Here is a 24,346-nt window from a genome sequence, read left to right as displayed (position 1 = left end):
AAGCCGGGCGATTGACTTTTCGCCCGGCTTTATTTTTGCGCCGATTGATTCTTCACGCCGATTCCAGCAAGCGCTATGTTGTGATTCGCGGTTCGGGGACGAGGGACGGCGCACGCATCAGGGCGGTCTTGCATTCAGGCGGCGAAGAGGACCAAGACATGCCGGGGGAAAACCCGCGTCAGGCGGGACAGGCCGTTTCCGGCGGCCATGACGATTCGACAATGACCGGCCCCGCCGTTGCGGGCGGGCGGTTGTCATGGCGTGCCGGAGCACGCATCAGGGCATTTCTTGCCACCTCGGTGCTTTCCGGTCCGCTGCTTGTATTTGCCGCGCATGCCGAACCCGATGTCGCGCAAAAGGCCGGACTGGGGGTCAGCGCGGTTGAGGTCATGCAAATGGCCATGTTCGCCGGGGTCATGGGCGCGGCACTCGTCTCGGCGATCTTCCTGATCCGCGAAAGGGCCCGCACCTCGGCGCAGAATGCCGAACTCAGGACCCGCATAGCCGACGTCAACGCGGCGCTGCAGCGCTCGGAAGCGCTGCTCAACCTGCGCGACCAGCGCGTTGTCGTCTGGGCCTCGGAGAACAAGAAGCCCGAGCTCCTCGGAACCTTGCCGGTGGAGAGCGGCGCCCCCGAGGACCGGGCCGCCTTCCTCGCCTTCGGCCGCTGGCTGATGCCGCGCTCGGCGGCGGCGCTCGAGCATGCCGTGGCCGCCTTGCGCGAGCAGGCCAGGGCCTTCGATCTCGTCATCGAAACGCAGGCCGGGGTGCCGCTCGAAGTCTATGGCCGCAAGAGCGCGGCGCATGTGCTGGTGCGTTTCGTCTCGCTGTCGGAAACGCTGCGCAGCCAGGCGAGGCTCAAGATCGAGAACCAGCGGCTCGGCGCCGTCTACGACACCATGCTCGGACTGCTCGACGCGCTGAAGATGCCGACATGGCTGCGCGCGGCCGACGGGCGGCTGAAATGGGTCAACCGCGCCTATGCCGAGGCGGTCGAGGCGCCAAACGCCGAAGCCGCGGTTCGCGACGCCAAGGAATTCCTTGGCGGCCAGGCGCGCGAGACGATCGCCGAACAGCACAAATCGCGCCCGATCTTCGAGCAGACGCTGTCGACCGTGATCGAGGGCGACCGTCGTGTGTTCGCGGTGACCGACTTCGCCGGCACCGACGGCTCGGCCGGGCTTGCCTGCGACACCAGCGCCACCGAAACCATCCGCGGCGAATATGAACGCACGGTCCGAAGCCACGCCGACACGCTCGACCAGCTCAACACGGCGGTTGCGATCTTCGACACCGACGAGAAGCTGCGCTTCTTCAACCAGGCGTTCCAGAAGTTGTGGAACCTCGACAGTGGCTTCCTGCACAGCGCCCCGGACAACGCCCTGTTGCTCGACCGGCTGCGCAGCGAAGGCAAGATCGCCGAGCAGCCCGAATGGCGGCGCTGGAAGGAGGGCTTGCTCAGCGCCTACCGCGCGGTCGAATCGCAGGAGCATTGGTGGCATCTGCCCGACGGCAAGACGATCCGCGTGGTCGCCAACCCGCAGCCCAAGGGCGGCGTGACCTGGGTATTCGAGAACCTGACCGAGAAGATGGACCTCGAAAGCCGATACCAGACGGCGGTCCGGGTCCAGGGCGAGACGCTGGACAACCTTGCCGAGGGCGTGGCGGTGTTCGGACCCGACGGGCGGCTTCGCCTGTCCAACCCCGCATTCGTCGCTCTGTGGGGCCTGAGCCAGGACGTGGTCAAGCCCAACGTCCATGTCCAGGCGATCCGCGATTTGTGCGACCAGCGCGCCGCGGACAGCCCGTGGGGCGGGTTCGTCGCTGCCATCACCGGCTTCGACGACGAGCGTCGCGACCGCCATGGCCAGACCGAGCTCACCAACGGCACCGTGCTGCGCTATGCCGTCATCCACCTGCCCAACGGCCAGGTGATGATGACCTTCGTCGACGTCACCGACAGCGTCAATGTCGAGCGGGCCCTGAAGGACAAGAACGAGGCGCTGGAGAAATCCGACCAGCTGAAGAACGATTTCGTGCAGCACGTTTCCTACGAGCTGCGCTCGCCGCTGACCAACATCATCGGCTTCACCGAGCTTCTGTCGCTGCCGGCGACCGGACCGCTGACGCCGAAGCAGCGCGAATATGTCGAGCATGTCGGCTCATCCTCTTCGGTGCTGCTCACCATCGTCAACGACATACTCGACTTGGCGACGGTCGACGCCGGCATCATGCAGCTGGACATTTCCGAAGTCAGCGTCGAGCGAACCATCGCGGCAGCATCCGAGCTGGTCGCCGAGCGGCTGGAGGAGCATTCGATCAAGCTCAAGGTCGATGCGGCGGCGGCGCCGAAAAGCTTCCACGGCGACGAGACCCGCATCCGCCAGATTCTCTACAACCTCTTGAGCAACGCCGCCAACTACGCGCCGGAGGCAAGCACGGTCACGCTTGCCTGCCGCCAGTTGGCAGAGGGCGTGGAATTCTCCGTCCATGACGACGGCCCAGGCATGCCGCCGGACGTGCTCGATTCGGTGTTCCGGCGCTTCGAGCCGAGGACCAATGGCGGGCGCCGGCGCGGTGCAGGCCTTGGCCTGTCCATCGTCAAGAGCTTCGTCGAATTGCATGGCGGCAGCGTCCGCATCCAGACCGGCAGGGACAGCGGCACCACGGTCATCTGCACATTCCCCGACGCGCCTTCGGGCATCCGCGCCGCGGCCGAGTAGCGCGCTTCATGGCAGGGCTGGAGCGCTTTCTCGCCGACGAGGCCGCGACCGCAAGGCTCGGCGAGGATCTCGCCACGGTGCTGCGCCCCGGCGATGTGCTGGCGCTGAAGGGCGATCTCGGCGCCGGCAAGTCGACGCTGGCACGGGCGCTGATCAGGGCGCTGGCCGACGATACGGCCCTCGACGTGCCGAGCCCGACCTTCACGCTGGTGCAGAGCTACGACACGCGCGTACCCGTGCATCATTTCGATCTCTACCGCCTATCTTCGGCGTCCGAACTCGACGAACTCGGCTTCGACGATGCGCTGGCGCAAGGGGCAGCGCTGGTCGAGTGGCCGGAACGGGCCGAAACCCAGATGCCGGCAAGCACGCTCTGGATCGAACTCGTCCATCAGGGCGAGGGCCGCCGGGCAAGCCTGTCGGGGCAAGGTGCCGCCATCGAGCGCGCGGCACGGTCGATGGCGATGCGCGACTTTCTCGACTCGGCCGGATGGGGTGAGGCGAGCCGCCGCCATTTCGTCGGCGACGCTTCGGCCCGCTCGTATGAGATCGTCTCGCGCGCCGGCCTTGCGCCGCGCGTGCTGATGAATTCGCCACGACTGGTGCTGGGGCCGCCAGTGCGTGACGGCAAGCCCTATGCCGTGATCGCCCATTCCGCGCAATCCGTCACGGCCTTCGTCGCCATCGACAGGGCTTTGCTGGCCGCCGGCGTCTGCGTGCCGGAAATCCATGCCGAGGATCTCGAGCAGGGCTTCTTGCTGCTTGAGCATCTCGGCTCAGAGGGGTTTTTGGGCAGCGACGGCGAGCCGGTCGCCGAGCGCTACGCGGCGGCTGCCGAACTGCTGGCCATGATGCATGGCAAGGCTTGGCCCGAGCGGATGCAGGCAGCGCCCGGCATCTTCCACGACGTGCCGCCCTTCGACCGCGACGCGGTGATGATCGAGGCCGAGCTGCTGGTCGACTGGTATGTGCCGATGGTCACCGGAGGCCCGGCAAGCGAGGCCCTGCGGGCCGGCTACACCAGGGAATGGAACGCGGTTCTCGACCGGCTCGCGGCCAGCGAGTACACGCTGATGCTGCGCGACTTCCATTCACCTAACATCATCTGGCGCGGCGAGCGTTCCGGGCACGACCGCCTCGGCATCGTCGACATCCAGGACGCGCTGATCGGCCCCGCCGCCTATGACGTCGCCTCGCTGGCGATGGATGCCCGCGTCACGATATCGCCCGACATCGAGAAGCGGACGCTCGAGGCCTACATCGCGGCGCGCCACGCGGCCGGCGGCTTCGACGAAGACGCGTTCGTCGAGGCCTATGCCATCATGGCGGCGCAGCGCAATTCGAAGATCCTCGGCATTTTCGTGCGGCTCGAGAAGCGCGACGGCAAGCCATTCTACCTCAAGCACCTGCCGCGCATCCGCGACTATCTAAGGCGGGCACTGGCGCATCCGGCACTTGCCGGGTTACACGCCTTCTATGTCGCCCATGGCCTGCTGGAAGAACGACCGCTGTGACCGCTAACCCCAAGACAGCGATGGTGCTTGCCGCGGGGCTTGGAAAGCGCATGCGGCCGATCACCGACACGATGCCGAAGCCGCTGGTGAAAGTCGCCGGCAAGACGCTGCTCGACTGGGGGCTGGACAGCCTGGCCATGGCCGGCGTCGAGAGCGCTATCGTCAACGTCCATTACCTTCCCGAGCAGATCGTCGCTCATGTCGCCGCACGGCGGGCGCCGAAAATCCTCATTTCCGATGAGAGCGAAGCCTTGCTCGATTCGGCCGGCGGCATCGTCAAGGCGCTGCCGGAGCTGGGCAAGGGTGCCTTTTACATCATCAATGCCGACACATTCTGGATCGATAGCGGCCAGCCCAGCCTCGAGCGCCTTTCCCTTGCATGGGACGGCTCGAAAATGGATATTCTGCTGATGCTAACCGATCTCGATTCAGCGACCGGACACTGCGTCGGCACGGATTTCCTGATGGCGCTGGATGGCGCCCTACGCCGATCGAAGGGCGATCCGGCCGGGGTGATCTATGCCGGGGCGGCGATCATTCATCCGCGCATCTTCAAGGACGCCCCGGCAGGACCGCACTCGCTCAACGCCTATTTCGATACGGCCATCGCCGCTGGCCGCCTGTTCGGCATGAAGATGCAAGGCCACTGGATCACCGTCGGCACGCCCGACGCTATTCCGCAGGCTGAAGCGGCGGTCGCCGGCGCCCTCACCGAGTCGCAATGAGCGGCTCGCGCCGCGTCTTCTCGATACCATCAGGAGCGCCGTTTCTGTCGACGCTGGCGGAGGCGTTGCTGGCCGGCCGGCTGGTTCCCGGGTTTCGTTTCGACGGCGACCCACTGGCACTGGCCGACGTCACCATCTATGTGCCGACCCGCCGTGCCGCACGGGCGCTGCGCGGCGCCTTTGTCGACCATCTGGGCGGCCGCTCGGCGATCCTGCCGGTGGTGCGCCCGCTCGGCGAGTTCGACGAGGACGAGGCCGCTTTCGATGCCGAGGCGGCTTTGGCCATCGATCTGGCGCCGCCGATCGCTGCGCAGGAGCGCCTGCTCTTGCTGGCGCCGCTGGTGCGGCTGTGGAAGAGCCATCTGCCGGCGGCGGTCGCTGCCCGTTTCAACGAGGAGATCGTCATTCCGGCCTCGGCCGCCGATGCGATCTGGCTGGCGCGCGACCTTGCCCGGCTGATGGACGAGATCGAGACCGAGGGCACGGACTGGGCCAAGCTCGCCACGCTGGTGACCGGCAATCTCGCCGGCTGGTGGCAGGTGACGCTGGATTTTCTCGGTATCGTCACCGACAACTGGCCGAAGCTGCTGGAAGAGCGCCAGAGCTCGAACCCGGCCGCGCATCGCAGCGCGCTGATCCGGCTGGAGGCGGCGCGGCTGAAACGCAATCCGCCGGCCGGACCGGTGATCGCCGCCGGCTCGACCGGCTCGATCCCGGCGACGGCCGAATTGCTGGCCGCGATCGCCAGCCTGCCCAACGGCGCCGTCGTGCTGCCCGGCCTCGACACCAGGCTGGACGAGGCGTCCTTCGCCGCACTTTCGGCGCCCGGCGCGCGCCCGGCCCTGCTTGGGCACCCGCAATACGGCCTGGCGAAGCTGATCAACGGCGTCGGCGTGCTGCGGGCGGATGTCGAGGAGATCGCCGCCGCGGACCGGCCGCTGGCACTGCGCGCGGCCTTGGTCGGCGAGGCGCTGCGACCGGCCGAGACCACCGAGCTCTGGACCGAGACGCGCCTTGCTTTCGAAGCCGGCGATATCGCCGAGGCCCTGGCCGACGTGACCCTGGTGGAGGCCGCCAGCGAACGCGACGAGGCCGTGGCGATCGCGGTGGCGCTCAAGCGTGCCGTCGAGCAGCCCGGCCGGCGCGCCGCTCTTGTCACCGGCGACCGCGCGCTGGCGCGCCGCGTTTCGGCTGAACTCAAACGCTTCGGCGTCATCGCCGACGATTCCGGCGGCACGCCGCTCATCAACACGCCAGCGGCCAGCATGCTGAGGCTGGCGCTGCAGGCCGTTTTCCGGCCGGGTGACCCGGTTGGCCTCTTGTCGCTGCTCAAGCACCCGCTGCTCGGTCTCGGCCTCGAACGCGCTGATGTCCGCCACGCGGCGCAGATCGTCGAACTGGTGGCGTTGCGCGGCGGCACCGGACGCCCCGACGCCGCTTCGCTCGTCGACCTCTTCGAGGCCCGGCTCTCTAGCCTTGGCGACAGCCGACCGCCCTTCTGGTTTTCTCGCCTGACGGTGCGCGGCATCGACAATGCACGGGATGTGCTCAATCGTCTCGTGGCCGCACTCTCGCCGCTGACCGCCTTTCGTGGCGAGCGCGACGCCGATCTCGCCGCGCTGACGCGGGAGAGCATCGTCGCGCTGGAAAACCTCGGCCGGGCAGTGGATGGCAGCCTCGCCCATCTCTATGCCGGCGATGCCGGCGAAAAACTCGCCGAACTGTTGCGCGGCCTGGTCGCTGCTTCGGCGCCGTTCTCCTTCGCGGCAGTCGAATGGCCCGACGTGATGGAGGCGCTGATGGCGCCGGAAACGGTCAAGCCGGCACAGGGCACCGATCGCAACATCGCCATCTGGGGCGCGCTGGAAGCCCGCTTGCAGAGCGTCGACACGCTGGTCATCGGCGGGCTCAACGAAGGCGTGTGGCCGCGTAAGCCGGAAGGCGACCGCTTCATGTCGCGGCTGATGAAGACCGGTATCGATCTGGAACCACCGGAACGGCGCATCGGCCTTGCCGCGCATGACTTCCAGATGGCGATGGGGGCGCGAAAGGTCGTGCTGACGCGGTCGGCCCGTTCCGGCGACGCACCGGCGGTGCCGTCGCGCTGGCTGCAGCGCCTGCTCACCTTCATCGGCATGGAGCATGCGGCGCCGCCCTTGCGACGCGGCGACGAGTTGCTGACCTGGGCGCGCGCGCTCGACGCCGGCGAAAAGCAGGATTTTGCGCCTCGGCCGCAACCGAGGCCGCCACTCAGCGTCCGGCCGCAGCAATTCTCGGTCACCGAGATCGAGACGCTGCGCCGCGACCCCTATGCGATCTACGCCAGGAAAATCCTCGACCTGAAGCCGCTCGATCCGGTGATCCGCGACCCGGGCGCAGCCGAGCGCGGCACGTTGTTTCACGCCATCCTGCATCTGTTCTCGCGCCGCGTACTGGACCCGCGCGAACCCGGCGCCCTGGACGGCCTCATCGAAGCCGGCCGCGTCAGCTTTGCCGAGGCCGCGCTGCCGCCCGACGTCGAGGCGGTATGGTGGCCGCGCTTCGAAAAACTCGCCGCCAACATCATCGGATGGGAGCAGACCCGCGCCGATGCGGTGGCAAGGCGGCATTCGGAGGAGCGCGCCGAGAAGACCACCGTCGGCCGCACCGGCGTGACGCTGTCCGGCTATGCCGACCGCGTCGACCTGCTGGCCGGCGGCATGGCCGACATACTCGACTACAAGACCGGCTCCTCGCCCTCCAAAGCGCAGGCGCACACGCTGCTGGCGCCGCAGCTGGCGTTGGAAGGCGCGCTGCTCAGGCGCGGCGCGTTCAGGGATCTTGGCGCCCGCGAGCCGTCGCAGCTTGCCTTCGTCAGGCTGAAGCCGAATGGCGACGTGTTCGAGGAATCGATCCTCGAATATAACCGCAAGCCCAGGACCGCCGCCGATCTCGCCGAAGAGGCCTGGGCGCGGCTAGAAAACCTGCTCTTCCACTATGCCGACCCGACGACCGGCTATCTGTCGCGCGCGCTGCCCTTCCGCGAGGGCGAGGCGGACGGCGACTACGACCATCTGGCGCGCGTGCTCGAATGGTCGGCCGGCGGCGACACCAACGACGAGGCGGGGGAGGCATGAAGAGGGCCTACCCGATCCCGAGCGACACCGCCGCCAGCCAGCAGCGCGCCTCGGACCCACTGAATTCGGCCTGGGTGTCGGCCAATGCCGGCTCCGGCAAGACGCATGTACTGGCGCAGCGCGTCATCCGGCTTCTGTTGCGCGGCACCGATCCGTCGAAGATCCTGTGCCTGACCTATACGCGCGCCGCCGCCGCCAATATGTCGAACCGGGTGTTCTCGACGCTTTCCGAGTGGACGGCGCTCGGCGACACGGAACTGGCGACACGGATCGAAGCAATGGACGGCCGAGGGGCGGCCGATCGCGACACGATGCGCCGGGCGCGACGGCTGTTCGCCGAGGCGCTGGAGACGCCGGGCGGGCTGAAGATCCAGACCATCCACGCCTTCTGCGAATCGGTGCTGCACCAGTTCCCGCTGGAAGCCAACATTCCGGCGCATTTCGAAATGCTCGATCCGCAGATGGAGGCGTCGCTTTTCGCCACCGCACGCCGCGACATGATTTCGGGCACCACCGCTGGCGACGCCGGACTGGCAGAGGCTTTTGCCACCGTGCTGGAGCGTGGCGGCGAAGCCGGTCTCGACGCGCTGCTTGCCGAGATCGTGCACAAGCGCGACGGCTTGCGCGCCTTCATCGGCGCGCTTGGCCGTGACGGGCTGGGCTTCCAGCCGCTGTTCGACGATTTCCGGTTCCGCGCCGGAGAAACGGCCGAAGGCATAGCCGCCTCGGCCTGGCCGCTGCCGGGCTTCCTGCCCGACTATTTTGCCGGCTTCGCCCAGGCTGCCGAAGCCACCGACGCCCGCACGGTCTTGAACAATCTGCTGCCCTATGCCCGTGCCGCCTTTGCCGAGAAAGATCCGATCCGCCGGCTGCAGATGCTCGGCAAGGCCTTCCTCAAGGCGGATGGCGACCCCTATGATCCGGCAAAAGCATTCAAGAAGGCGTTGCTCGACCGGCTGCCCGACCTTCCAGAACGCTATCTGGCGGCCGTCAATGCCATCCTCGAGGTTTCGGACAGGTTGGCGCTGTTCCGGATGCTGGAAGGCACGTGCGCCGCGCTGACGATCGCCGGCTGGCTGATCGCCCGCTACGAGCAGCTGAAGCGCAGCCGCGGCTTCCTCGATTTCAACGATCTCATCACCCGCACAGTCAGCCTGCTGGCGCGGCCGGATGCCGGGCCCTGGGTGCAATACAAGCTCGACCAGGGCATCGACCATATCCTGCTCGACGAGGCGCAGGACACCAGCCCCGACCAGTGGGAGGTGGTGAAGCGGCTGACCGAAGAATTCTTTGCCGGGCTCGGCCAGCGCGAGACCGTGCAGCGCACGGTGTTTGCCGTGGGCGACGAAAAACAGTCGATCTATTCCTTCCAGGGTGCCGCCCCGGACTCCTTTGCCGACAGCCGGCTTTTGTTTGCCGGACGCGTGCGCGACGCGGACGCCTCGTTCGCCGATCTCAAGCTGACCTGGTCGTTCCGCTCGACCGACGACGTGCTTTCCGCCGTCGACCGCGTCTTCGCCGAACCGGGCGTGCGGCGCGGCATCAGCCACGATCCCGATCCGCTGAACCACAAGGCGATCCGCACCGACGCGCCCGGCTACGTCGAGGTCTGGCCGTCGATCGGCGCCGATGCGGTCGAGGAACCTGATGACTGGACCTTGCCGGTCAACCATGCCAGCGCGCCTGCGGTGCGCGTTGCCGAGCATGTCGCGGCGACCATCCAGAGCTGGCTCCGGGACGGCGAGATCATCGAAGGCAAGGGCAGGAAGCTGACGGCCGGCGACATTCTTGTGCTGGTGCGCAAGCGCGACCGCTTCGTCCATGCCTTGTCGCGCAGCCTGAAGAACCGGCAAATCCCGGTTGCGGGCGCCGACCGGCTGAGCCTGCCCGGCCATATCGCGGTCAAGGACCTGATCGCGCTCGGCCATTTCCTCATCCAGCCGGAGGATGACCTGTCGCTGGCCGCAGTGCTGCGCAGCCCGATCTTCGACGTGTCCGAGGAGCGGCTGTTTGCGCTGGCAGGCGGGCGGACGCCGGGACTGTCGCTGATCGGCTCGCTGAGACTGCATGCCGGCCAGGACGCCGCGCTGGCCGCCATCGTTAGCCGGCTCGATGCCTGGGCGCACGAGGCAGCGTTCAAGCCGGTGTTCGAATTCTATGCCGCGGCACTCGCCCGCGACGGACTGCGCAAGAAGATGATCGCGCGGCTTGGACCGGAGGCCGGCGATATTGTCGACGAATTCCTGAGCTTCTGCCTGGCCGAGGAGCGGACCGGCCTGCCGGGGCTGGAAGCCTTCCTGGCGACGCTGGAAAGCACCGGCCCCGAGATCAAGCGCGAGATGGACCAGACCCGCAACGAGGTGCGCGTCATGACGGTGCATGCCGCCAAGGGCCTGGAGGCGCCTGTCGTCTTCCTGGTCGATGGCGGCTCGGCGCCGTTCAGCGACCAGCATTTGCCAAGGCTGATGCCGTTCAATAGCTCGGGCGAGCATTTCGTCGGCAAGGGCTATCTCTGGCGCTCGGCCAGCGACGTCGCCAACGGCTTTTCGAAGGCAGCAGCAGCGCGTGCGCGCGAACTTGCCGACGATGAATACCGCCGGCTGCTCTATGTCGGCATGACGCGGGCCGAGGACCGGCTGATCGTCTGTGGCTATCACGGCAAGCGGGCGCCGAGCACCGGCACCTGGCATTCGATCGTCAGCCGCGCGCTGGTCGGCGCGCCGGAAAGCACTGAGCGCAAGCACCCAGCCACCGGCGAGCCCGTGCACCGCTTCCACATGACCAAGCTGCCGCCGGTGGGCATCGCGGCAACCGGAGAGAACAGGCCGGCGCAGCCGTTCGCGCCGTTGCCGGAGAGCCTGTTCCAGCCACTGCCGCCCTACGAGGACCTGCCGCGGCCGCTGTCGCCGTCCGGCGCCTCGGCACTGATCGACGAGGGCAAGGAAACCGTGGCCGACACGCGCTCGCCGGTGCTGGATGCGGAGGCGGAACCCGGTTTCGCTGTTATGCGCGGGCTGGCGCTGCACAAGCTTCTGCAAATGCTGCCCGGCATCGCCGAGGGCGAACGCCGGAATGCCGCGCAACGCTATCTGGCCCGCGCCGGCGCCGAATGGCCCCCCGCCGAGCGCGACAAGGCGCTGGCCTCGGTGTTCTCGATCCTCGCCGACCCGCGCTTCGCACCGCTGTTCGGCGCCTCTTCGCGCGCCGAGGTTTCGATCATGGGCAGCCTCGAGGTGAAGGGCAGGAAACGCTCCATCTCCGGCAAGATCGACCGCCTGGCAGTGACATCGGGCCGCGTGTCGATCGTCGACTACAAGACCAACCGGCCGGCGCCTGCGACGATTGCCGAGGTGCCGGCGGCCTATGTGCTGCAGCTCGCACTCTATCGCGCGCTGCTTCAACCGCTTTATCCCGGCCACGAGGTGTCGGCAGCTCTGCTGTTTACCGAGGCTCCCCGGCTGATCGAGCTGCCGCCGGCGGCCATGGATGATGCCCTTGCCCGACTCACGGGAGCGTGACACAAGAACTGCTTGAAGAAGGGCGCGACAACCACCACATTTGGTGCAACTGAATTTTCGAAAGGATTTCTGCATGGCCACCGTCAAGGTCGACAAGAGCAATTTCGAGGCCGATGTGCTCAACGCCAAGGAGCCGGTCGTGGTTGATTTCTGGGCCGAATGGTGCGGCCCGTGCAAGATGATCGCGCCGGCGCTCGAAGAGATCGCCACCGAACTCGGCGGCAAGGTCAAGATCGCCAAGCTGAACATCGACGAGAACCCGGAACTGGCGGCGCAGTTCGGCGTGCGCTCGATCCCGACCCTGATGATCTTCAAGGGTGGCGAACGCGCCGATATCAAGGTGGGTGCCGCGCCGAAGACCGCGCTGTCGCATTGGATCAACGGCAACCTCGCCTGAGCCAGTCAAAGTGTTTGAAGGACAAGCCCGGCCATCGCGCCGGGCTTTTTCTTTGGCGCCATCGCTCAATGCGCTCTGGCCCTCGCGCGCCGGTCGTCCATGTCTTCTGCTTGAAAGAGACAGGAGAACCCCATGACCGGATCCGCCAAGGCCACCGTCTTCATCGACAATGAGCGCGTCATCGTCACCGAATACCGCTTCCAGCCGGGCGACAACACCGGCTGGCATCGCCATGGCCACGACTATGTCGTCGTGCCGCTGATGGACGGCAAGGTGAAGCTGTTGACCAAGGACGGCGAATCCTTCGCCGAGATGAAGAAGGGCGCGCCCTATTTCCGCAAGGAAGGCGTCGAGCACGACGTCATCAACGCCAATGAGGGCGAATACGCTTTCATTGAGATCGAACTGAAATAACCACTCGCGGCCGCGCGATCACCAATCGGCGACACGATCGCCGCCGACGAATTGCGCGCTTTTCTCGGTGTATTCGAACAGCTCGATCTTCACGCCGTTGGGGTCGCGAATCCAGGCCTGCCAGGTGTCGTCGCAGGCATGTTTCTTGGCTGTGATGTCGACCCCCCTCGACTTTATGTGGGCGATCGCCGTGTCGATGCTTTCCACTTCAAGGCAGAAATGGTTGATCTGGTTCAGGTCGTTGTAGCGAGCCTCGTCTTTCTGGAACACCTCGACATGGCTGCGGCCGCCGCAATTGAGGTAGAAGCCAAAAACCTTGCCGTCGCGCAGGAAATTGAACTGGGTGTCCATGCCAAGCACGTCCCGATAGAAGCTTCGCGTCGCTTCCAGATCATGCGCAAAAATGCAGGCGTGAGCGAGTTGCTTTACCTTGATCATCACTGGCTCCTTGCGGTGATCGTCGCGCGCTCAGGCTGGCGGCGTGCCGTTCTCGGCCAATACGGCGCCGGCCAGGTACAATGAACCGCCGATCAGGATGCGCGGCGGCGGGCCGTCCCATGTATCGCGCAACAGCATCAGGGCGCTGGCGACAGAGCTTACCGGCTCAGCCGACAGACCGGCCTCGACGGCGCGAACGGCCAGTTCGTCATTCGGCACGCCGGCATCGCTCATGCTCACCGGCACCGTGTAGACATGCCGGACAAGGCCCTTGAAGGCACGAAAATAGCCGCTCTGGTCCTTGGTGTTGATCATGCCGGAGATCAGGAACAGCGGCCGCGGGTTCTTGTCCTCCTGCTCGGCCAGCGCTTCGGCGACGACGACGCCGGCGCCCGGATTGTGGCCGCCGTCGAGCCAGATATCGGCGCCCTTCGGCGCAAGCTCCGCCAGCCGGCCCTGCGCCAGCTTTTGCATGCGGCCCGGCCAGGCTACACTGGTCATCGCCTTCTCGGCTGCGCGGTGGCTGATCTCGAAACCCGCCGCCTTGACCGCGGCGATCGCGGCCGCCGCATTGGCGAACTGGTGACGCCCCGGCAGGCGTGGCGGCGGCAAGTCCATCAAGCCGTCCTCGTCCTGATAGACCATACGTCCGTTCTCCTCATAGGCGAGGAAATCCTGGCCGTAGACGAAGGTCGGGCAGTCGAGCCGCTCGGCGGTTTCGATCAGCACCTGGAGCGCCGTTTCGGTCTCCTGGGCGCCGATGACAACCGGGCAGCCGGGCTTGATGATGCCGGCCTTTTCGGCGGCGATCAGTTCGACCCGGTCGCCGAGATAGGCTTCGTGGTCGAGCGAGACCGGCATGATCACGGATACCGCCGGCCTGGCAATGACATTGGTGGCGTCGAAGCGGCCACCGAGGCCGACCTCGATGATGGCGGCGGCGGCCGGATGTTCGGAAAACAGGATGAAGGTGACGGCAGTGAGTATCTCGAAGACGGTTATCTTTTGGCCGCCATTGGCCTTGGCGACGCGGGCGATGGCCTCGGCGAAAACCTCGTCGTCGACCAGCCTGCCGCCGCCATCGGCGGCAAGACGGTAGCGCTCATGCCAGTTCACCAGATGCGGCGAGGTGTGCACGTGGACGAGATGGCCAGCGGCTTCGAGCAGCGCCCGCGAAAAGGCGGCGCATGAGCCCTTGCCGTTGGTGCCGGCGATGTGGATGACCGGCGGCAGCCGCTCCTGCGGATTGCCGAGACGCTCGAGCAACCGCGAAATGCGGTCGAGCGAAAGGTCGAAGCCTTTCGGGTGAAGCGCCATCAGGGCTTCGATTTCGCGGTCGGCGGCAAGCGTGGTCATAAAAGAATCCTAAGCGTGCGCGGAGTCTCGCGCAATCGCGGTTCGCGGCTAAGAATGTCGCGTCAGGCCTGAGGCCGCGTTTCCGGCTGGGCGAGCGCCGGCGGTAGGATTTCTGGCTCAAGCGGCTTCTGCTCTTCCGGCATCTTGAGCAGCATCTTCAACAGCCGCGAAATCGTCTGGCGCAATTCGAGCCTCGACACCACCATGTCCACCATGCCGTGCTCCATCAGATATTCGGCGCGCTGGAAGCCGTCGGGCAGTTTCTCGCGGATGGTCTGCTCGATGACGCGCGGCCCGGCAAAGCCGATCAGGGCACCGGGTTCGGCGATGTGGACATCGCCCAGCATGGCGTAAGACGCAGTGACGCCGCCGGTGGTCGGGTTGGTGAGCACGACGATATAGGGCAGGCCGGCCTCCTTCAGGCGGTCGACGCCGACCGTGGTGCGCGGCAGCTGCATCAGCGAGAGAATCCCTTCCTGCATACGGGCGCCACCGGAGGCGGCGAACAGGATCAGCGGCCGCTTGCGCTGCAAGGCGACCTCGAAGGCGTGCACAATGGCGTCACCGGCGGCCATGCCGAGCGAGCCGCCCATGAAGGCGAAATCCTGCACCGTGACCACCACCGGCAGGCCGTCGATGCTGCCCAGCGCATTGACGATGGCGTCCTCGAGGCCGGTCTTGGCCTTGGCGTCCTTCAGCCGGTCGGTGTAGCGCTTCTCGTCACGGAATTTTAGCGGATCCTGCATCACCTTGGGGTTTTCGAGCGTCTCGTATTTGCCGTCGTCGAGGAAGTATTTCAGCCGCTCCTTGGCCGAGATCTTCATGTGGTGGCCGGAGGACGGGATGACGAACTGGTTCTGCTCCAGGTCCTTGTGGAACACCATCTCGCCGGTTTCCGGATCCTTGATCCAGAGGTTTTCGGGCATGTCGGTACGGCGGCCGAGCATCGAATTGATCTTCGGGCGGACGTAATTGGTGATCCAGTTCATCGCTTCGGCTCCTGTCCTGGAAGAGACCTAGAGCAATTCCAGGAAAAGCGTGTGGCGGTTTTCCGTCCGGAATTGCGTAACAACAAATAGTCAGACTATTCGGCGGCAGCAAGGCGGGCCGAGCGCACGCCTTGCGACAGCCCGCTGACCAAAGTGGCGACCGCCTCGGCCGGGTCGGCGGTCTTTTCGCCCTTGGGTCCCAGCACATTGGCCACCGCATTGACGATCGCGGTGCCGACGACGACGCCGTCGGCATTGGCGCCGATGGTGCGCGCCTGCTCGGCGGTCTTGACGCCGAAGCCGACGCAGACTGGCAGGTCGGTGTGGCCCTTGATGCGCTTGACCGCCGCCGCAACCTTGCCGGTGTCCGCCAGTGCCGAACCGGTAATGCCGGTCATCGAGACGTAGTAGACGAAGCCGGAGGTGTTCTGCAGCACCTTGGGCAAGCGCTTGTCGTCGGTGGTCGGCGTCGCCAGGCGGATGAAGTTGATGCCGGCCTTGAGCGCCGGGATGCAGAGTTCCTCGTCCATCTCCGGCGGCAGGTCGACGACGATCAGCCCATCGATACCGCTGGCGATGGCGTCCTTGAGGAAGCGGTCGACGCCGTAGATGTAGATCGGGTTGTAGTAGCCCATCAGCACGATCGGCGTCTCGTTGTCGCCGGCGCGGAATTCCGCCGCCATTTGCAGCGTCTTGACCAGCGTCTGGCCGCCTTTCAACGCCCGCAGGCCCGCGGCCTGGATCGCCGGGCCGTCGGCCATCGGATCGGAAAACGGCATGCCCATTTCGATGATGTCGGCGCCTGCCTTCGGCAGCGCCTTCATGATCGACAAAGCGGTGCCATAGTCGGGGTCGCCGCTCATGAAATAGGTGACCAAAGCCGGGCGGCCTTCTGATTTGAGTTTCGCCATGCGGCGGTCGATGCGGGTGGTCATGATCAGATCTCCATGCCCAGCATCGAGGCCACCGTGTGCACGTCCTTGTCGCCGCGACCGGACAGGTTGACGATGACGATCTGGTCCTTGTCCATGGCGGGCACGATCTTGACCGCATGCGCGATGGCATGGGCCGATTCCAGCGCCGGGATGATGCCTTCGACGCGCGTCGTCAGCTGGAACGCGTCCAGTGCTTCATCATCGAGGATCGGCACATATTCGACGCGGCCACTGTCGCGCAGCCAGGAGTGCTCGGGGCCGACGCCCGGATAGTCGAGGCCGGCCGAGATCGAGTGGCCGTCCATGATCTGGCCATCGGCATTCTGCAAGAGATAGGTGCGGTTGCCGTGCAGCACGCCGGGCGCGCCGGCATTCATCGAGGCGCAGTGCTCGATGCCGTCGAGGCCGCGACCGCCGGCCTCGATGCCGATGATGCGGACCTGCCTGTCGTCGAGGAAGGGATGGAACATGCCGATGGCATTCGAACCGCCGCCGACGCAGGCGATGATGGTGTCGGGCAGCCGGCCTTCCTGCTCGAGGATCTGGGCGCGCGCCTCCGAACCGATGACCGACTGGAAGTCGCGGACCAGTTCCGGATAGGGATGCGGGCCGGCGGCGGTGCCGATCAGGTAGTAGGTGTCCTCGACATTGGTGACCCAATCGCGAAGCGCTTCATTCATGGCGTCCTTCAGCGTGCCGTGGCCGGCGGTCACCGGCCTGACTTCGGCGCCAAGCAGCTTCATGCGGAAGACATTGGGACTTTGGCGGGCGACGTCGGTGGCGCCCATATAGACGACGCACGGATAGCCGAAGCGCGCCGCGACCGTGGCCGAAGCGACGCCGTGCTGGCCGGCGCCGGTCTCGGCGATGATGCGCTTCTTGCCCATGCGCTTGGCGAGCAGGATCTGGCCGAGGCAGTTGTTGATCTTGTGCGAACCGGTGTGGTTCAGGTCCTCGCGCTTGAAATAGACCTTGGCGCCGCCCCCGAGACCCTTCGCCGAGGAAACCTCACGAAGATGCCTGGTCAGGCCTTCGGCGAAATAGAGCTTCGACGGCCGCCCGGCATAGTGGGTCGACAGGTTCTGTAGCTCGGCCTTGAAATCCGGATCGTTCTTGACCTCGTTCCAGTTCCGTTCCAGGTCGAGGATCAGCGGCATCAGCGTCTCGGCGACGAAGCGGCCGCCGAAGATGCCGAACATGCCCTGCTCGTCGGGTCCGGTGCGGAAGGAATTGGGTGTCGCCGGCTTGTCCATCGCCGATCTCCTGCATCTTGTCTTGAGCATGTCCTTGTCGGAAAACCGGTTCCCACTTTTCCGGGACATGTTTTGGTTTAGAGCACGCTCAGGCGGCGCGGTCGTCGCGCGCGGCCCTGACGGCCCGGAAAAACTGCTCGATCAGCGCCGGATCCTTGACGCCCGGCGCGCTTTCCACGCCCGAGGAAATGTCTATTCCGGGCGGATTGGCAAGCTGAAGGGCATCGCCGATATTGGCGGCATTGAGCCCACCGGAAAGCATGTAATCGACGCCGGCGTCAAGGCCGGCCAGAATGCGCCAGTCGAAGGCGACGCCATTGCCGCCCGGCAATTCCGAACCTTTCGGCGGCTTGGCGTCGAACAGGAAGCGGTCGGCGATGCCGATGAGGGGTTTTATCCGCTCGAGATCGGCGGCCTCGCTGACCGACAGTGCCTTCATGACCGACAAGCCATAGCGGGCCTTGAGCTGCGCCAGTCGCTCCGATGTTTCTGAGCCGTGAAGCTGCAGCATGTCGGGGTGCATTGCTTCGACGATCTCATCCAGGAACGCATCGCCGGCATCGACGGTGACGGCCACCGCTTTGGCCTTGCCGCTTGCCGCCTGGCGCAGGCGCCCTGCCTCCGCAGGATCGACATAGCGCGGGCTTTTGGCGAAGAAGATGAAGCCGACATGACTGGCGCCGCCGGCCAACGCCGCGGCCAATGCCTCATCGGTCTTCAACCCGCATATCTTGATGTCGAGCGCCATGGCGCGGGGATTGGCACGAAACAGCATAAGAGTCGAGAAAAAGCATGCTGTTTGCCGCCAGGCCAGAAAGCACTACCTTTCCCATAGGGACTACAGGCGGGAGCAAACGACCATGACAGACCAGAGCGTTGCCCAACTCAGGCAAAAGATCGCGCAGGCGCGCGAGGTCATCGCGCATCTGATGGACAAGGCAGCCTTCAACGGCGCCGAGGCGCACCGCGCGCTCGAATATTTTGGCGGCGACGCCTTCGAGCGGAATTTCCTGCCGTGGCCGCGCCAGGGCGATGAGGGCTTAAGGCCCGAGGAGTTGAACGCGGCGAATGACGATTGAGTGGCTGGCGAGGCCGGCCCGGACGCCCTAATCGAACACGATCGCCTGTAGCGCACCGCCATTGCGTTTCAGCCAGTCCTTGCAGCGCTCGGTGTCGGGGCAGAGCTGTTCGCACAGTTTCCAGAATTTCGGGCCGTGGTTCATCTCCTTGAGATGCGCCACCTCATGCGCGACGAGGTAGTTTATGACCGGCGCGGGCGCCATCATGATGCGCCAGGAGAAGGACAGATTGCCGTCGGACGTGCAGGAGCCCCAGCGGCTTGATGTGTCCTTGAAGCGGATCGCCTTGGCGCGCTTGCCGATCGCCGCACTGTGCTTGGCCACCAGGCGCTCGATCTCGCGCTTGGCCTCGCGCTTGAGATAATCGGCGATGCGGCGCGGCAGGTGCACGCGCTCGCCATGGACGATCAGCAGCGGCCCACGCTCGTCGCGCGACACGGTGACGGTGCCGCGTTTGGCCGGTTCATGGACGATGCGGTGCGCCACGCCGCGCACCGGGATCTTGATGCCGGGCCGCACCTGCGGCCTTGTCGGCACCTTGGCCAGCCGCTGCTCCAGCCAGTCCTGGTGGCGGTCGAGGAATTTTTCGACCTCGCCGCGGCGCAACCCCGGCGGCACGGTAATGCGCAGGCCCTGGCCGCCGGAATCGATGCGCAGCGTCAGCCGGCGGGCCCTGGCGCTCTCGACGATCTTGAGCGGCAGCGTGCGGCCGGCGACGCAATGCTCGCGCTCGACGACGGGCGCCGGCTTGGGTTTTGTCAGGTTGCGGAAGAAGCCGAAGGACATGGCTGGACGATACGCGATTCGAGGAAAACGACCAGTGGAGCGAAGCCGAAAAGAGAACAAAAAAGAAACGGCGCCGCTCGCGCGACGCCGTTTGTCATGCCGAGACCTGTCGCGCGGCCTCAGTCGTCAAGCAGGTTCGAACCCTTGCCTCGCTTGGTGGTCGTCGACTTGCTCGACTCAGTCGTCGTCGGGGCGGTCGACTTGTTGCGGTTGGCCATGAAGCGGTCGAACTCGTCCTGGTCCTTGGCGCGGCGCAGTTCGCGAGCGTAGTCGTCGAACTCGCTCAGCATCTCGTCGAGCTTGCGGCGCTCTTCGGCGAGGCGCTCAAGTTCCTTTTCGCGCCAGTCGTCGAAAGCGACGTTGCCGGTGCGGGCGGAGCCGTGGCCCCAGCGCGCGGCCTTGTCGGAACCGCGGCGGCAGCCGGCGAAGATACCGTCCGTGGCGCGGTTGACGTCGCGCTTGAAGCCGTCGAGCCGGTCGCCCCAGATGATGTAGGCGAGCATGGCGAAGCCGAGCGGCCAGAACACCATGAAGCCGATCACCATCAACGCGATGGTCGCCGGCGTCCAGGCCGGGCGGATCAATGCAGTCGTGTTCATTTTCTCCCAGTCCTTCCGTTGGAGACAGCCAGATCGGCTGCGTGGAATCGAAATGGGATGGGGAAAACGGCGATTCAAGACAGATCCGGCCAAAACCGGACAAAGGGCTGAAATGATTATTTCTTTTTGAGCATTTCGAGGAAAAGCACGGCCAGGCCGGCGACCAGGCCCCAGAACGCGGCGCCGACGCCGAACAGCGTCAGCCCGGAAGCGGTGACGGCGAAGGTGACGGTGGCGGCCATGCGCTCGCCCTCTTCCTTGAGCGCGATCGATAGCGCGTTGGCCAAAGGGCTCATCAGCGCCAGGCCGGCGACCAGCACGATCAGGCTTTGCGGCAGCACGGCGAAGATCGCCACCAGCGAGGCGCCGAACATGGCAAAGACCAGATAGGCCAGCGCATAATAGGGACCGGTCTTCCAGCGCTCTGCGGGATCCGGATGCACGTCCGGCCCGGTGCAGATCGCCGCCGAGATCGCCGCCAGGTTGGTGGTCGAGGCGCCGAAGGGCGCCGACAGCAGCGAAAACAGGCCGGTGACGCCGATCAGCGGGCCGGGTTCGGGATGGTAGCCGGCGGCGCGCAGCACGGCCAGGCCAGACAGGTTCTGCGAGGCCATGGTGACGAGGTAGAGTGGCAAGGCCAGCCCGATGATCGACGCGGCGCCGAAGTGCGGCGCAATCAGCGTCAGGGTCGACAGTTCCGGCACCGGCAGTCCGCCGACCCGGCCGGTGAGGAAGGCGGCGAGGCCGCCGCCGATCAGCACCGCCAGAACCGACAGCGCCGGTTTGAACAGGCGGATGACAAAAAATGTCCCGATCAGCGGCAGGATCAGCCAGGGATCGGCGGGAATGGTCTTGACCGCGCCGGTGGCGAAGCTGACGAGGATCCCGGCCAGCATGCCGGAAGCGACCGAGGCCGGGATCCTGGCGATCAGCAGGGTCAGCGGCTTGAACAGGCCGGTGGCGATCAAAAGAATGCCGGTGACCATGAAGGCGCCGACCGCATCATTTGTCGTAAAGCCGCTCGATGCCGCCATCAGCGCCAGGCCCGGCGTCGACCAGGCGGTGATGACGGGCATTTTCGTGCGCCAGGACAGCCACAGGCACTCGATCGCCATCGCCAGGCACAACGCCGTCACCCAGCTCGCGGTCTCGAGCTGCGTCGCACCGACAGCCTTGGCGGCGGCGATGACGACGGCCAGCGTGCCGCCAAAGCCGACGATTGCCGCGACGAAGGCGGATATCGGGATGGAAATGCGCATGACCTACCCTGCTCGCCGCACCATGTCGCCGACTGCCCGCAGCAGCATGTCGAGATCCTGGGGGCGGGACAGGCGATGGTCGCCGTCGGGGATGAGCGACAGCGTCACGTCATCGGCCGGCATCAGGGCGGCCAGCTTCAGCGTATGGCTTGACGGCACGTCGGCATCGGCCAGGCCCTGCAGGATGTGAACCGGGCAATGGGTGTCGATCGGCCCGGTCATGACAAGGTTGTTGCGGCCGTCCTCGATCAGCGCGCGCGTGTAGATGTAAGGCTCGGCCGAATAGTCGGACGGCTTTTCGAAAAACCCCTTTTCCTGGAGATCGCGCTTCTGTGCCTCGGTCAGCACCGGCTCGACCAACTCGGCGGTGAAATCCGGCGCTGGGGCCAGCAGCACCAGGCCGGCGATGCGGTCATCGCCCGCCTTGCGCAATTCCTGGATCATGCGCAATGCGATCCAGGCACCCATCGAGGAGCCGACCAGGATCTGCTTGCCCTTGGTGAAGCGACGGAAGACGGCGAGGCTTTGCCCAAGCCATTTCGAAATGGTGCCGTTGGCAAAGGCGCCGCCCGACTCACCATGGCCGGAATAGTCGTGGCGCAGGAAGGCGCGGTCTTCCTTTGCCGTCCATTCAGCCAGCGCCTCGGCCTTCGTGCCCAGCATGTCGGATTTGTAGCCGCCGAGCCAGACGACGCCGGGTGCTGCCCCCGGCGCGCGCCTGACGGCGATATCGGTTCCCTCGACGTCCAGGAACTCAGGTGCAGTGGCGGTCATGGCTTTTCCCTCACGCCGGGTCTTTTGGCACAGCCAGGCGTTCAACGAAAAGCGGTCTGCAACTTTCTTTGCTTGGTGCAGGCCCGCGATCAGGTGATTTCCTGAGAAGGCTGTGCTATTGACTTGCGCCTCGCGCTCACCACATTGGCGCGTCCTGAACATCCGAACTGCAATAACCCTGAACGAAACGGCTCAAGGAGACCACGACCATTCGCAGACCTTTCAAAGCAGCGGCGCCCACCAAGGATGGGCCGCGCTCCAACCGCGACATCCGGGTTCCCCGGGTCCAGCTTATCGACGCAGAAGGCCAGAACCGCGGCGACGTTTCCATCAACGACGCATTGCTGCTCGCCGAAGAGGCCGGGCTCGATCTGGTCGAGATATCGCCCAATGCGGTACCGCCCGTCGTAAAAATCCTCGATCTCGGCAAGTTGAAATACGCCAACCAGAAGAAGGCGGCCGAGGCGCGCAAGAACCAGAAGGTCATCGAGATCAAGGAGATCAAGATGCGCCCGAACATCGACAGCCACGACTACGAGACCAAGATGAAGGCCGTGCGGCGCTTCTTCGAGGAGGGTGACAAGGTCAAGCTGACGCTGCGCTTCCGCGGCCGCGAGATGGCGCATATGGAACTCGGCATGCAGCTTCTGAACAAGGTTCGCGAGGAAGTGGCGCCGATCGCCAAGGTCGAAGCGGAACCGAAGCTCGAAGGCCGCCAGATGATGATGGTGCTGGCGCCTCGCTGATCACGATCAGTTCAGCGTGGTCATCGCGCTTTAAATCCGCCTGAATCATACCCCAGGGCGTCCCGGCGATCGGCGGGACGCCTTTTTCTTGTCCAGACGCTGCGATCGCCGGCTGGAGCAAAGCATGTTCAGGTCGAAGCAATTTGCTCTCAGCTCCTCGACGATCGGATTCCGACATGGTCAATGAAGTGAAGTCTGCCGACGTCAAGGACTTCAAATATGGGCTGGGCAACTACCAGCACACACGCCGGATGGTGCTTGCGGTGCTCGTCGTCGTCCTTTTCGCAGCGCTGCTGTTCGGGCAGTCGACCTTTCCGCCAGACACCCCGGTGCATGAGTCCATCGAAATGTTCGGCGTGCTTTTGATCTTCCTCGGCGTTGTCGGTCGCCTGTGGTCGACGCTCTACATCGGCGGTCGCAAATCCGCCGAGGTGGTGACCGGCGGACCCTATTCGATCACCCGCAACCCGCTCTATGTCTTCTCGAGCATCGGCGCAGCCGGCGTCGGCGCACAGATCGGCTCGATCACGGCGACGATCGGCTTTGGGCTGCTCTGCGCGGGCGCCTTTTATATCGTCATCCTGCGCGAAGAGAAATTCCTCAAGGAGGCTCTCGGCGCGCCATACCAGGCCTATCTGGCGAAAGTGCCGCGCTTCTTCCCAAAGCTTTCGCTTTATGGGGAAGGCGATACCGGCAGCTTCAAGCCGCGCCTGCTCTTGACCACTTTGCTCGACGGGCTGGTGTTCCTGGTAGCGCTGCCAGTCTTCGAGACCATCGATGGCGCGCAGCAATCGGGGATACTGCCGGTGCTGTTCCGGCTGCCATAACGTCGCATCCCGGCAGGTGTTGCGCACCAGCCTGCTTTGACGTATAGGACCGCCGTTCCAAGAAAACCGCCCGGCAGGGCATGCCGTGGCGGTTTCATTTGCTTTTCGGGCTTTGGTCGGCCCGAAGCGAACAAAACAAGAGGCGCGGAGTGCCGAAGGCACGACAGGGACCTCATAGAAACGGAGTAGCAAAATGCCCAAGATGAAGACCAAATCGGCCGCCAAGAAGCGGTTCAAGATCACAGGTACGGGTAAAGTCCTGTCGGCTGCGGCCGGCAAGCGTCACGGCATGATCAAGCGTTCCAACAAGTTCATTCGAAATGCCCGCGGCACGATGGTTCTGGCTGAACCGGATGGCAAGAAGGTCATCAAGAATTTTCTGCCGAACGGCCTCTAAGGCATTCGGTCCGGACACGCATTTGTTTGACGCAATTCCGAACGGAAAACCGCTAGGCACTTTTTCCTGGAATTGCTTTTAAGGAGATCATGACATGGCACGCGTAAAGAGAGGCGTCACCTCGCACGCCAAGCACAAGAAGGTCCTGAAAGCCGCCAAGGGTTTCTACGGCCGCCGCAAGAACACCATCCGCATCGCCAAGCAGGCGGTGGAAAAGTCGCTGCAGTACGCTTATCGCGACCGCAAGAACCGCAAGCGCTCGTTCCGCGCGCTGTGGATCCAGCGCATCAACGCCGCGACCCACGAGCACGGCCTGACCTATGGCCGCTTCATCGACGGCCTCAACAAGGCTGGCATCGAGATAGACCGCAAGATCCTGTCGGACATGGCCATCCACGAGCCGCAGGCGTTCGCCGCTCTCGTGGCCAAGGCCAAGGTCGCGCTCGAATACCTCAAGAACACCACGCCGAACGCTTTTGAAAGCGCTGTCGCTTAAGACCA

Annotated in this window: 22 protein-coding genes; 12 read left to right on the top strand and 10 right to left on the bottom strand. The window is 65.2% G+C overall.

The window, feature by feature from the left end; genetic code table 11:
* Positions 1–158: 158 nt before the first annotated feature.
* The 7 genes from ACSQ3Z_RS04785 (at position 159) to ACSQ3Z_RS04755 (ending at position 12,407) form a co-directional block, all read left to right on the top strand.
* A complete protein-coding gene (locus tag ACSQ3Z_RS04785; protein ID WP_436170205.1) occupies positions 159–2,723 on the top strand; it encodes an ATP-binding protein in 2,565 nt (854 codons plus the stop codon).
* 8 nt (positions 2,724–2,731) lie between these two features.
* On the top strand, positions 2,732–4,237 hold the full coding sequence (gene tsaE, locus ACSQ3Z_RS04780; protein WP_436170204.1) for a tRNA (adenosine(37)-N6)-threonylcarbamoyltransferase complex ATPase subunit type 1 TsaE: 1,506 nt from the start codon (positions 2,732–2,734) through the stop codon (positions 4,235–4,237).
* Positions 4,234–4,962: a nucleotidyltransferase family protein gene (locus tag ACSQ3Z_RS04775; RefSeq protein WP_436170203.1), complete on the top strand. Its 729-nt coding sequence runs from the start codon at positions 4,234–4,236 to the stop codon at positions 4,960–4,962. Before tsaE ends, ACSQ3Z_RS04775 begins: the two co-directional genes overlap by 4 nt.
* Entirely contained in the window at positions 4,959–8,078 is a 3,120-nt protein-coding gene (gene addB, locus ACSQ3Z_RS04770) for a double-strand break repair protein AddB (RefSeq protein ID WP_436170202.1), read from the top strand. Before ACSQ3Z_RS04775 ends, addB begins: the two co-directional genes overlap by 4 nt.
* Positions 8,075–11,596, top strand: a complete 3,522-nt coding sequence (addA, locus tag ACSQ3Z_RS04765) for a double-strand break repair helicase AddA (protein WP_436170201.1) — start codon at positions 8,075–8,077, stop codon at positions 11,594–11,596. Before addB ends, addA begins: the two co-directional genes overlap by 4 nt.
* Before the next feature lie 73 nt (positions 11,597–11,669).
* The gene (gene trxA / locus ACSQ3Z_RS04760) at positions 11,670–11,993 is read left to right on the top strand and encodes a thioredoxin (protein WP_436170200.1); all 324 of its coding nucleotides are present in this window, start codon (positions 11,670–11,672) and stop codon (positions 11,991–11,993) included.
* 132 nt (positions 11,994–12,125) lie between these two features.
* A complete protein-coding gene (locus ACSQ3Z_RS04755) occupies positions 12,126–12,407 on the top strand; it encodes a cupin domain-containing protein (protein WP_140606681.1) in 282 nt (93 codons plus the stop codon).
* Positions 12,408–12,425: 18 nt separating this feature from the next.
* Here the strand turns inward: ACSQ3Z_RS04755 and ACSQ3Z_RS04750 are convergent, their stop codons facing one another.
* The 6 genes from ACSQ3Z_RS04750 to ACSQ3Z_RS04725 all read right to left on the bottom strand — a co-directional run bounded on the left by ACSQ3Z_RS04750 (position 12,426) and on the right by ACSQ3Z_RS04725 (position 18,126).
* Positions 12,426–12,845 carry a VOC family protein gene (locus tag ACSQ3Z_RS04750; protein ID WP_436170199.1) on the bottom strand — a complete coding sequence of 140 codons (420 nt, stop codon included), beginning with the start codon at positions 12,843–12,845 and terminating at the stop codon, positions 12,426–12,428.
* A 30-nt stretch (positions 12,846–12,875) separates the two neighbouring features.
* Positions 12,876–14,201, bottom strand: a complete 1,326-nt coding sequence (locus ACSQ3Z_RS04745) for a bifunctional folylpolyglutamate synthase/dihydrofolate synthase (protein WP_436170198.1) — start codon at positions 14,199–14,201, stop codon at positions 12,876–12,878.
* Positions 14,202–14,263: 62 nt separating this feature from the next.
* Positions 14,264–15,190, bottom strand: coding sequence for an acetyl-CoA carboxylase, carboxyltransferase subunit beta (gene accD, locus ACSQ3Z_RS04740; RefSeq protein WP_436170197.1), 927 nt, complete (start codon positions 15,188–15,190; stop codon positions 14,264–14,266).
* A 95-nt stretch (positions 15,191–15,285) separates the two neighbouring features.
* Positions 15,286–16,125: a tryptophan synthase subunit alpha gene (gene trpA, locus ACSQ3Z_RS04735; protein ID WP_436170196.1), complete on the bottom strand. Its 840-nt coding sequence runs from the start codon at positions 16,123–16,125 to the stop codon at positions 15,286–15,288.
* Between the two features lie 2 nt (positions 16,126–16,127).
* Complete coding sequence (trpB, locus tag ACSQ3Z_RS04730) at positions 16,128–17,378, bottom strand: tryptophan synthase subunit beta (RefSeq protein WP_436170195.1); 1,251 nt, start codon at positions 17,376–17,378, stop codon at positions 16,128–16,130.
* 88 nt (positions 17,379–17,466) lie between these two features.
* On the bottom strand, positions 17,467–18,126 hold the full coding sequence (locus ACSQ3Z_RS04725) for a phosphoribosylanthranilate isomerase (RefSeq protein ID WP_436171834.1): 660 nt from the start codon (positions 18,124–18,126) through the stop codon (positions 17,467–17,469).
* A 112-nt stretch (positions 18,127–18,238) separates the two neighbouring features.
* Here ACSQ3Z_RS04725 and ACSQ3Z_RS04720 point away from each other — a divergent pair, with 112 nt between their 5' ends.
* Positions 18,239–18,457, top strand: coding sequence for a hypothetical protein (locus ACSQ3Z_RS04720; RefSeq protein ID WP_436170194.1), 219 nt, complete (start codon positions 18,239–18,241; stop codon positions 18,455–18,457).
* A gap of 27 nt (positions 18,458–18,484) precedes the next feature.
* Here the strand turns inward: ACSQ3Z_RS04720 and ACSQ3Z_RS04715 are convergent, their stop codons facing one another.
* The 4 genes from ACSQ3Z_RS04715 to ACSQ3Z_RS04700 all read right to left on the bottom strand — a co-directional run bounded on the left by ACSQ3Z_RS04715 (position 18,485) and on the right by ACSQ3Z_RS04700 (position 21,875).
* Entirely contained in the window at positions 18,485–19,243 is a 759-nt protein-coding gene (locus ACSQ3Z_RS04715) for a M48 family metallopeptidase (RefSeq protein WP_436170193.1), read from the bottom strand.
* Positions 19,244–19,362: 119 nt separating this feature from the next.
* A complete protein-coding gene (locus tag ACSQ3Z_RS04710) occupies positions 19,363–19,842 on the bottom strand; it encodes a DUF2852 domain-containing protein (protein WP_436170192.1) in 480 nt (159 codons plus the stop codon).
* 116 nt (positions 19,843–19,958) lie between these two features.
* Positions 19,959–21,101, bottom strand: coding sequence for a benzoate/H(+) symporter BenE family transporter (locus ACSQ3Z_RS04705; RefSeq protein WP_436170191.1), 1,143 nt, complete (start codon positions 21,099–21,101; stop codon positions 19,959–19,961).
* 3 nt (positions 21,102–21,104) lie between these two features.
* Positions 21,105–21,875 carry an alpha/beta hydrolase gene (locus ACSQ3Z_RS04700; protein ID WP_436170190.1) on the bottom strand — a complete coding sequence of 257 codons (771 nt, stop codon included), beginning with the start codon at positions 21,873–21,875 and terminating at the stop codon, positions 21,105–21,107.
* A gap of 209 nt (positions 21,876–22,084) precedes the next feature.
* Between ACSQ3Z_RS04700 and infC the strand changes: the two genes are divergently transcribed.
* The 4 genes from infC (at position 22,085) to rplT (ending at position 24,341) form a co-directional block, all read left to right on the top strand.
* The gene (gene infC, locus ACSQ3Z_RS04695) at positions 22,085–22,621 is read left to right on the top strand and encodes a translation initiation factor IF-3 (RefSeq protein ID WP_081482097.1); all 537 of its coding nucleotides are present in this window, start codon (positions 22,085–22,087) and stop codon (positions 22,619–22,621) included.
* Between the two features lie 176 nt (positions 22,622–22,797).
* The gene (locus ACSQ3Z_RS04690) at positions 22,798–23,448 is read left to right on the top strand and encodes a methyltransferase family protein (protein ID WP_436170189.1); all 651 of its coding nucleotides are present in this window, start codon (positions 22,798–22,800) and stop codon (positions 23,446–23,448) included.
* A 193-nt stretch (positions 23,449–23,641) separates the two neighbouring features.
* Positions 23,642–23,845, top strand: coding sequence for a 50S ribosomal protein L35 (gene rpmI, locus ACSQ3Z_RS04685; RefSeq protein WP_006201248.1), 204 nt, complete (start codon positions 23,642–23,644; stop codon positions 23,843–23,845).
* Positions 23,846–23,939: 94 nt separating this feature from the next.
* Positions 23,940–24,341 carry a 50S ribosomal protein L20 gene (rplT, locus tag ACSQ3Z_RS04680; protein WP_006201247.1) on the top strand — a complete coding sequence of 134 codons (402 nt, stop codon included), beginning with the start codon at positions 23,940–23,942 and terminating at the stop codon, positions 24,339–24,341.
* Positions 24,342–24,346 lie beyond the last annotated feature (5 nt).

Origin of the sequence: Mesorhizobium sp. LjNodule214 (genome assembly GCF_964252735.1) — a bacterium.
Taxonomy (GTDB): domain Bacteria; phylum Pseudomonadota; class Alphaproteobacteria; order Rhizobiales; family Rhizobiaceae; genus Mesorhizobium.
This window is presented reverse-complemented; position numbering and strand designations above follow the sequence as displayed.

What these genes read in the sequence shown, in the direction of transcription:
- accD (WP_436170197.1), bottom strand. Translation starts at nt 15,190, where the DNA reads ATGAACTGGATCACCAATTACGTCCGCCCGAAGATCAATTCGATGCTC.
- ACSQ3Z_RS04715 (WP_436170193.1), bottom strand. Translation starts at nt 19,243, where the DNA reads ATGTCCTTCGGCTTCTTCCGCAACCTGACAAAACCCAAGCCGGCGCCC.
- ACSQ3Z_RS04690 (WP_436170189.1), top strand. Translation starts at nt 22,798, where the DNA reads ATGGTCAATGAAGTGAAGTCTGCCGACGTCAAGGACTTCAAATATGGG.
- ACSQ3Z_RS04720 (WP_436170194.1), top strand. Translation starts at nt 18,239, where the DNA reads ATGACAGACCAGAGCGTTGCCCAACTCAGGCAAAAGATCGCGCAGGCG.
- trpB (WP_436170195.1), bottom strand. Translation starts at nt 17,378, where the DNA reads ATGGACAAGCCGGCGACACCCAATTCCTTCCGCACCGGACCCGACGAG.
- addB (WP_436170202.1), top strand. Translation starts at nt 4,959, where the DNA reads ATGAGCGGCTCGCGCCGCGTCTTCTCGATACCATCAGGAGCGCCGTTT.
- ACSQ3Z_RS04785 (WP_436170205.1), top strand. Translation starts at nt 159, where the DNA reads ATGCCGGGGGAAAACCCGCGTCAGGCGGGACAGGCCGTTTCCGGCGGC.
- ACSQ3Z_RS04750 (WP_436170199.1), bottom strand. Translation starts at nt 12,845, where the DNA reads ATGATCAAGGTAAAGCAACTCGCTCACGCCTGCATTTTTGCGCATGAT.
- ACSQ3Z_RS04745 (WP_436170198.1), bottom strand. Translation starts at nt 14,201, where the DNA reads ATGACCACGCTTGCCGCCGACCGCGAAATCGAAGCCCTGATGGCGCTT.
- addA (WP_436170201.1), top strand. Translation starts at nt 8,075, where the DNA reads ATGAAGAGGGCCTACCCGATCCCGAGCGACACCGCCGCCAGCCAGCAG.
- ACSQ3Z_RS04710 (WP_436170192.1), bottom strand. Translation starts at nt 19,842, where the DNA reads ATGAACACGACTGCATTGATCCGCCCGGCCTGGACGCCGGCGACCATC.
- ACSQ3Z_RS04725 (WP_436171834.1), bottom strand. Translation starts at nt 18,126, where the DNA reads ATGGCGCTCGACATCAAGATATGCGGGTTGAAGACCGATGAGGCATTG.
- ACSQ3Z_RS04755 (WP_140606681.1), top strand. Translation starts at nt 12,126, where the DNA reads ATGACCGGATCCGCCAAGGCCACCGTCTTCATCGACAATGAGCGCGTC.
- ACSQ3Z_RS04700 (WP_436170190.1), bottom strand. Translation starts at nt 21,875, where the DNA reads ATGACCGCCACTGCACCTGAGTTCCTGGACGTCGAGGGAACCGATATC.
- trpA (WP_436170196.1), bottom strand. Translation starts at nt 16,125, where the DNA reads ATGACCACCCGCATCGACCGCCGCATGGCGAAACTCAAATCAGAAGGC.
- trxA (WP_436170200.1), top strand. Translation starts at nt 11,670, where the DNA reads ATGGCCACCGTCAAGGTCGACAAGAGCAATTTCGAGGCCGATGTGCTC.
- tsaE (WP_436170204.1), top strand. Translation starts at nt 2,732, where the DNA reads ATGGCAGGGCTGGAGCGCTTTCTCGCCGACGAGGCCGCGACCGCAAGG.
- ACSQ3Z_RS04705 (WP_436170191.1), bottom strand. Translation starts at nt 21,101, where the DNA reads ATGCGCATTTCCATCCCGATATCCGCCTTCGTCGCGGCAATCGTCGGC.
- rpmI (WP_006201248.1), top strand. Translation starts at nt 23,642, where the DNA reads ATGCCCAAGATGAAGACCAAATCGGCCGCCAAGAAGCGGTTCAAGATC.
- rplT (WP_006201247.1), top strand. Translation starts at nt 23,940, where the DNA reads ATGGCACGCGTAAAGAGAGGCGTCACCTCGCACGCCAAGCACAAGAAG.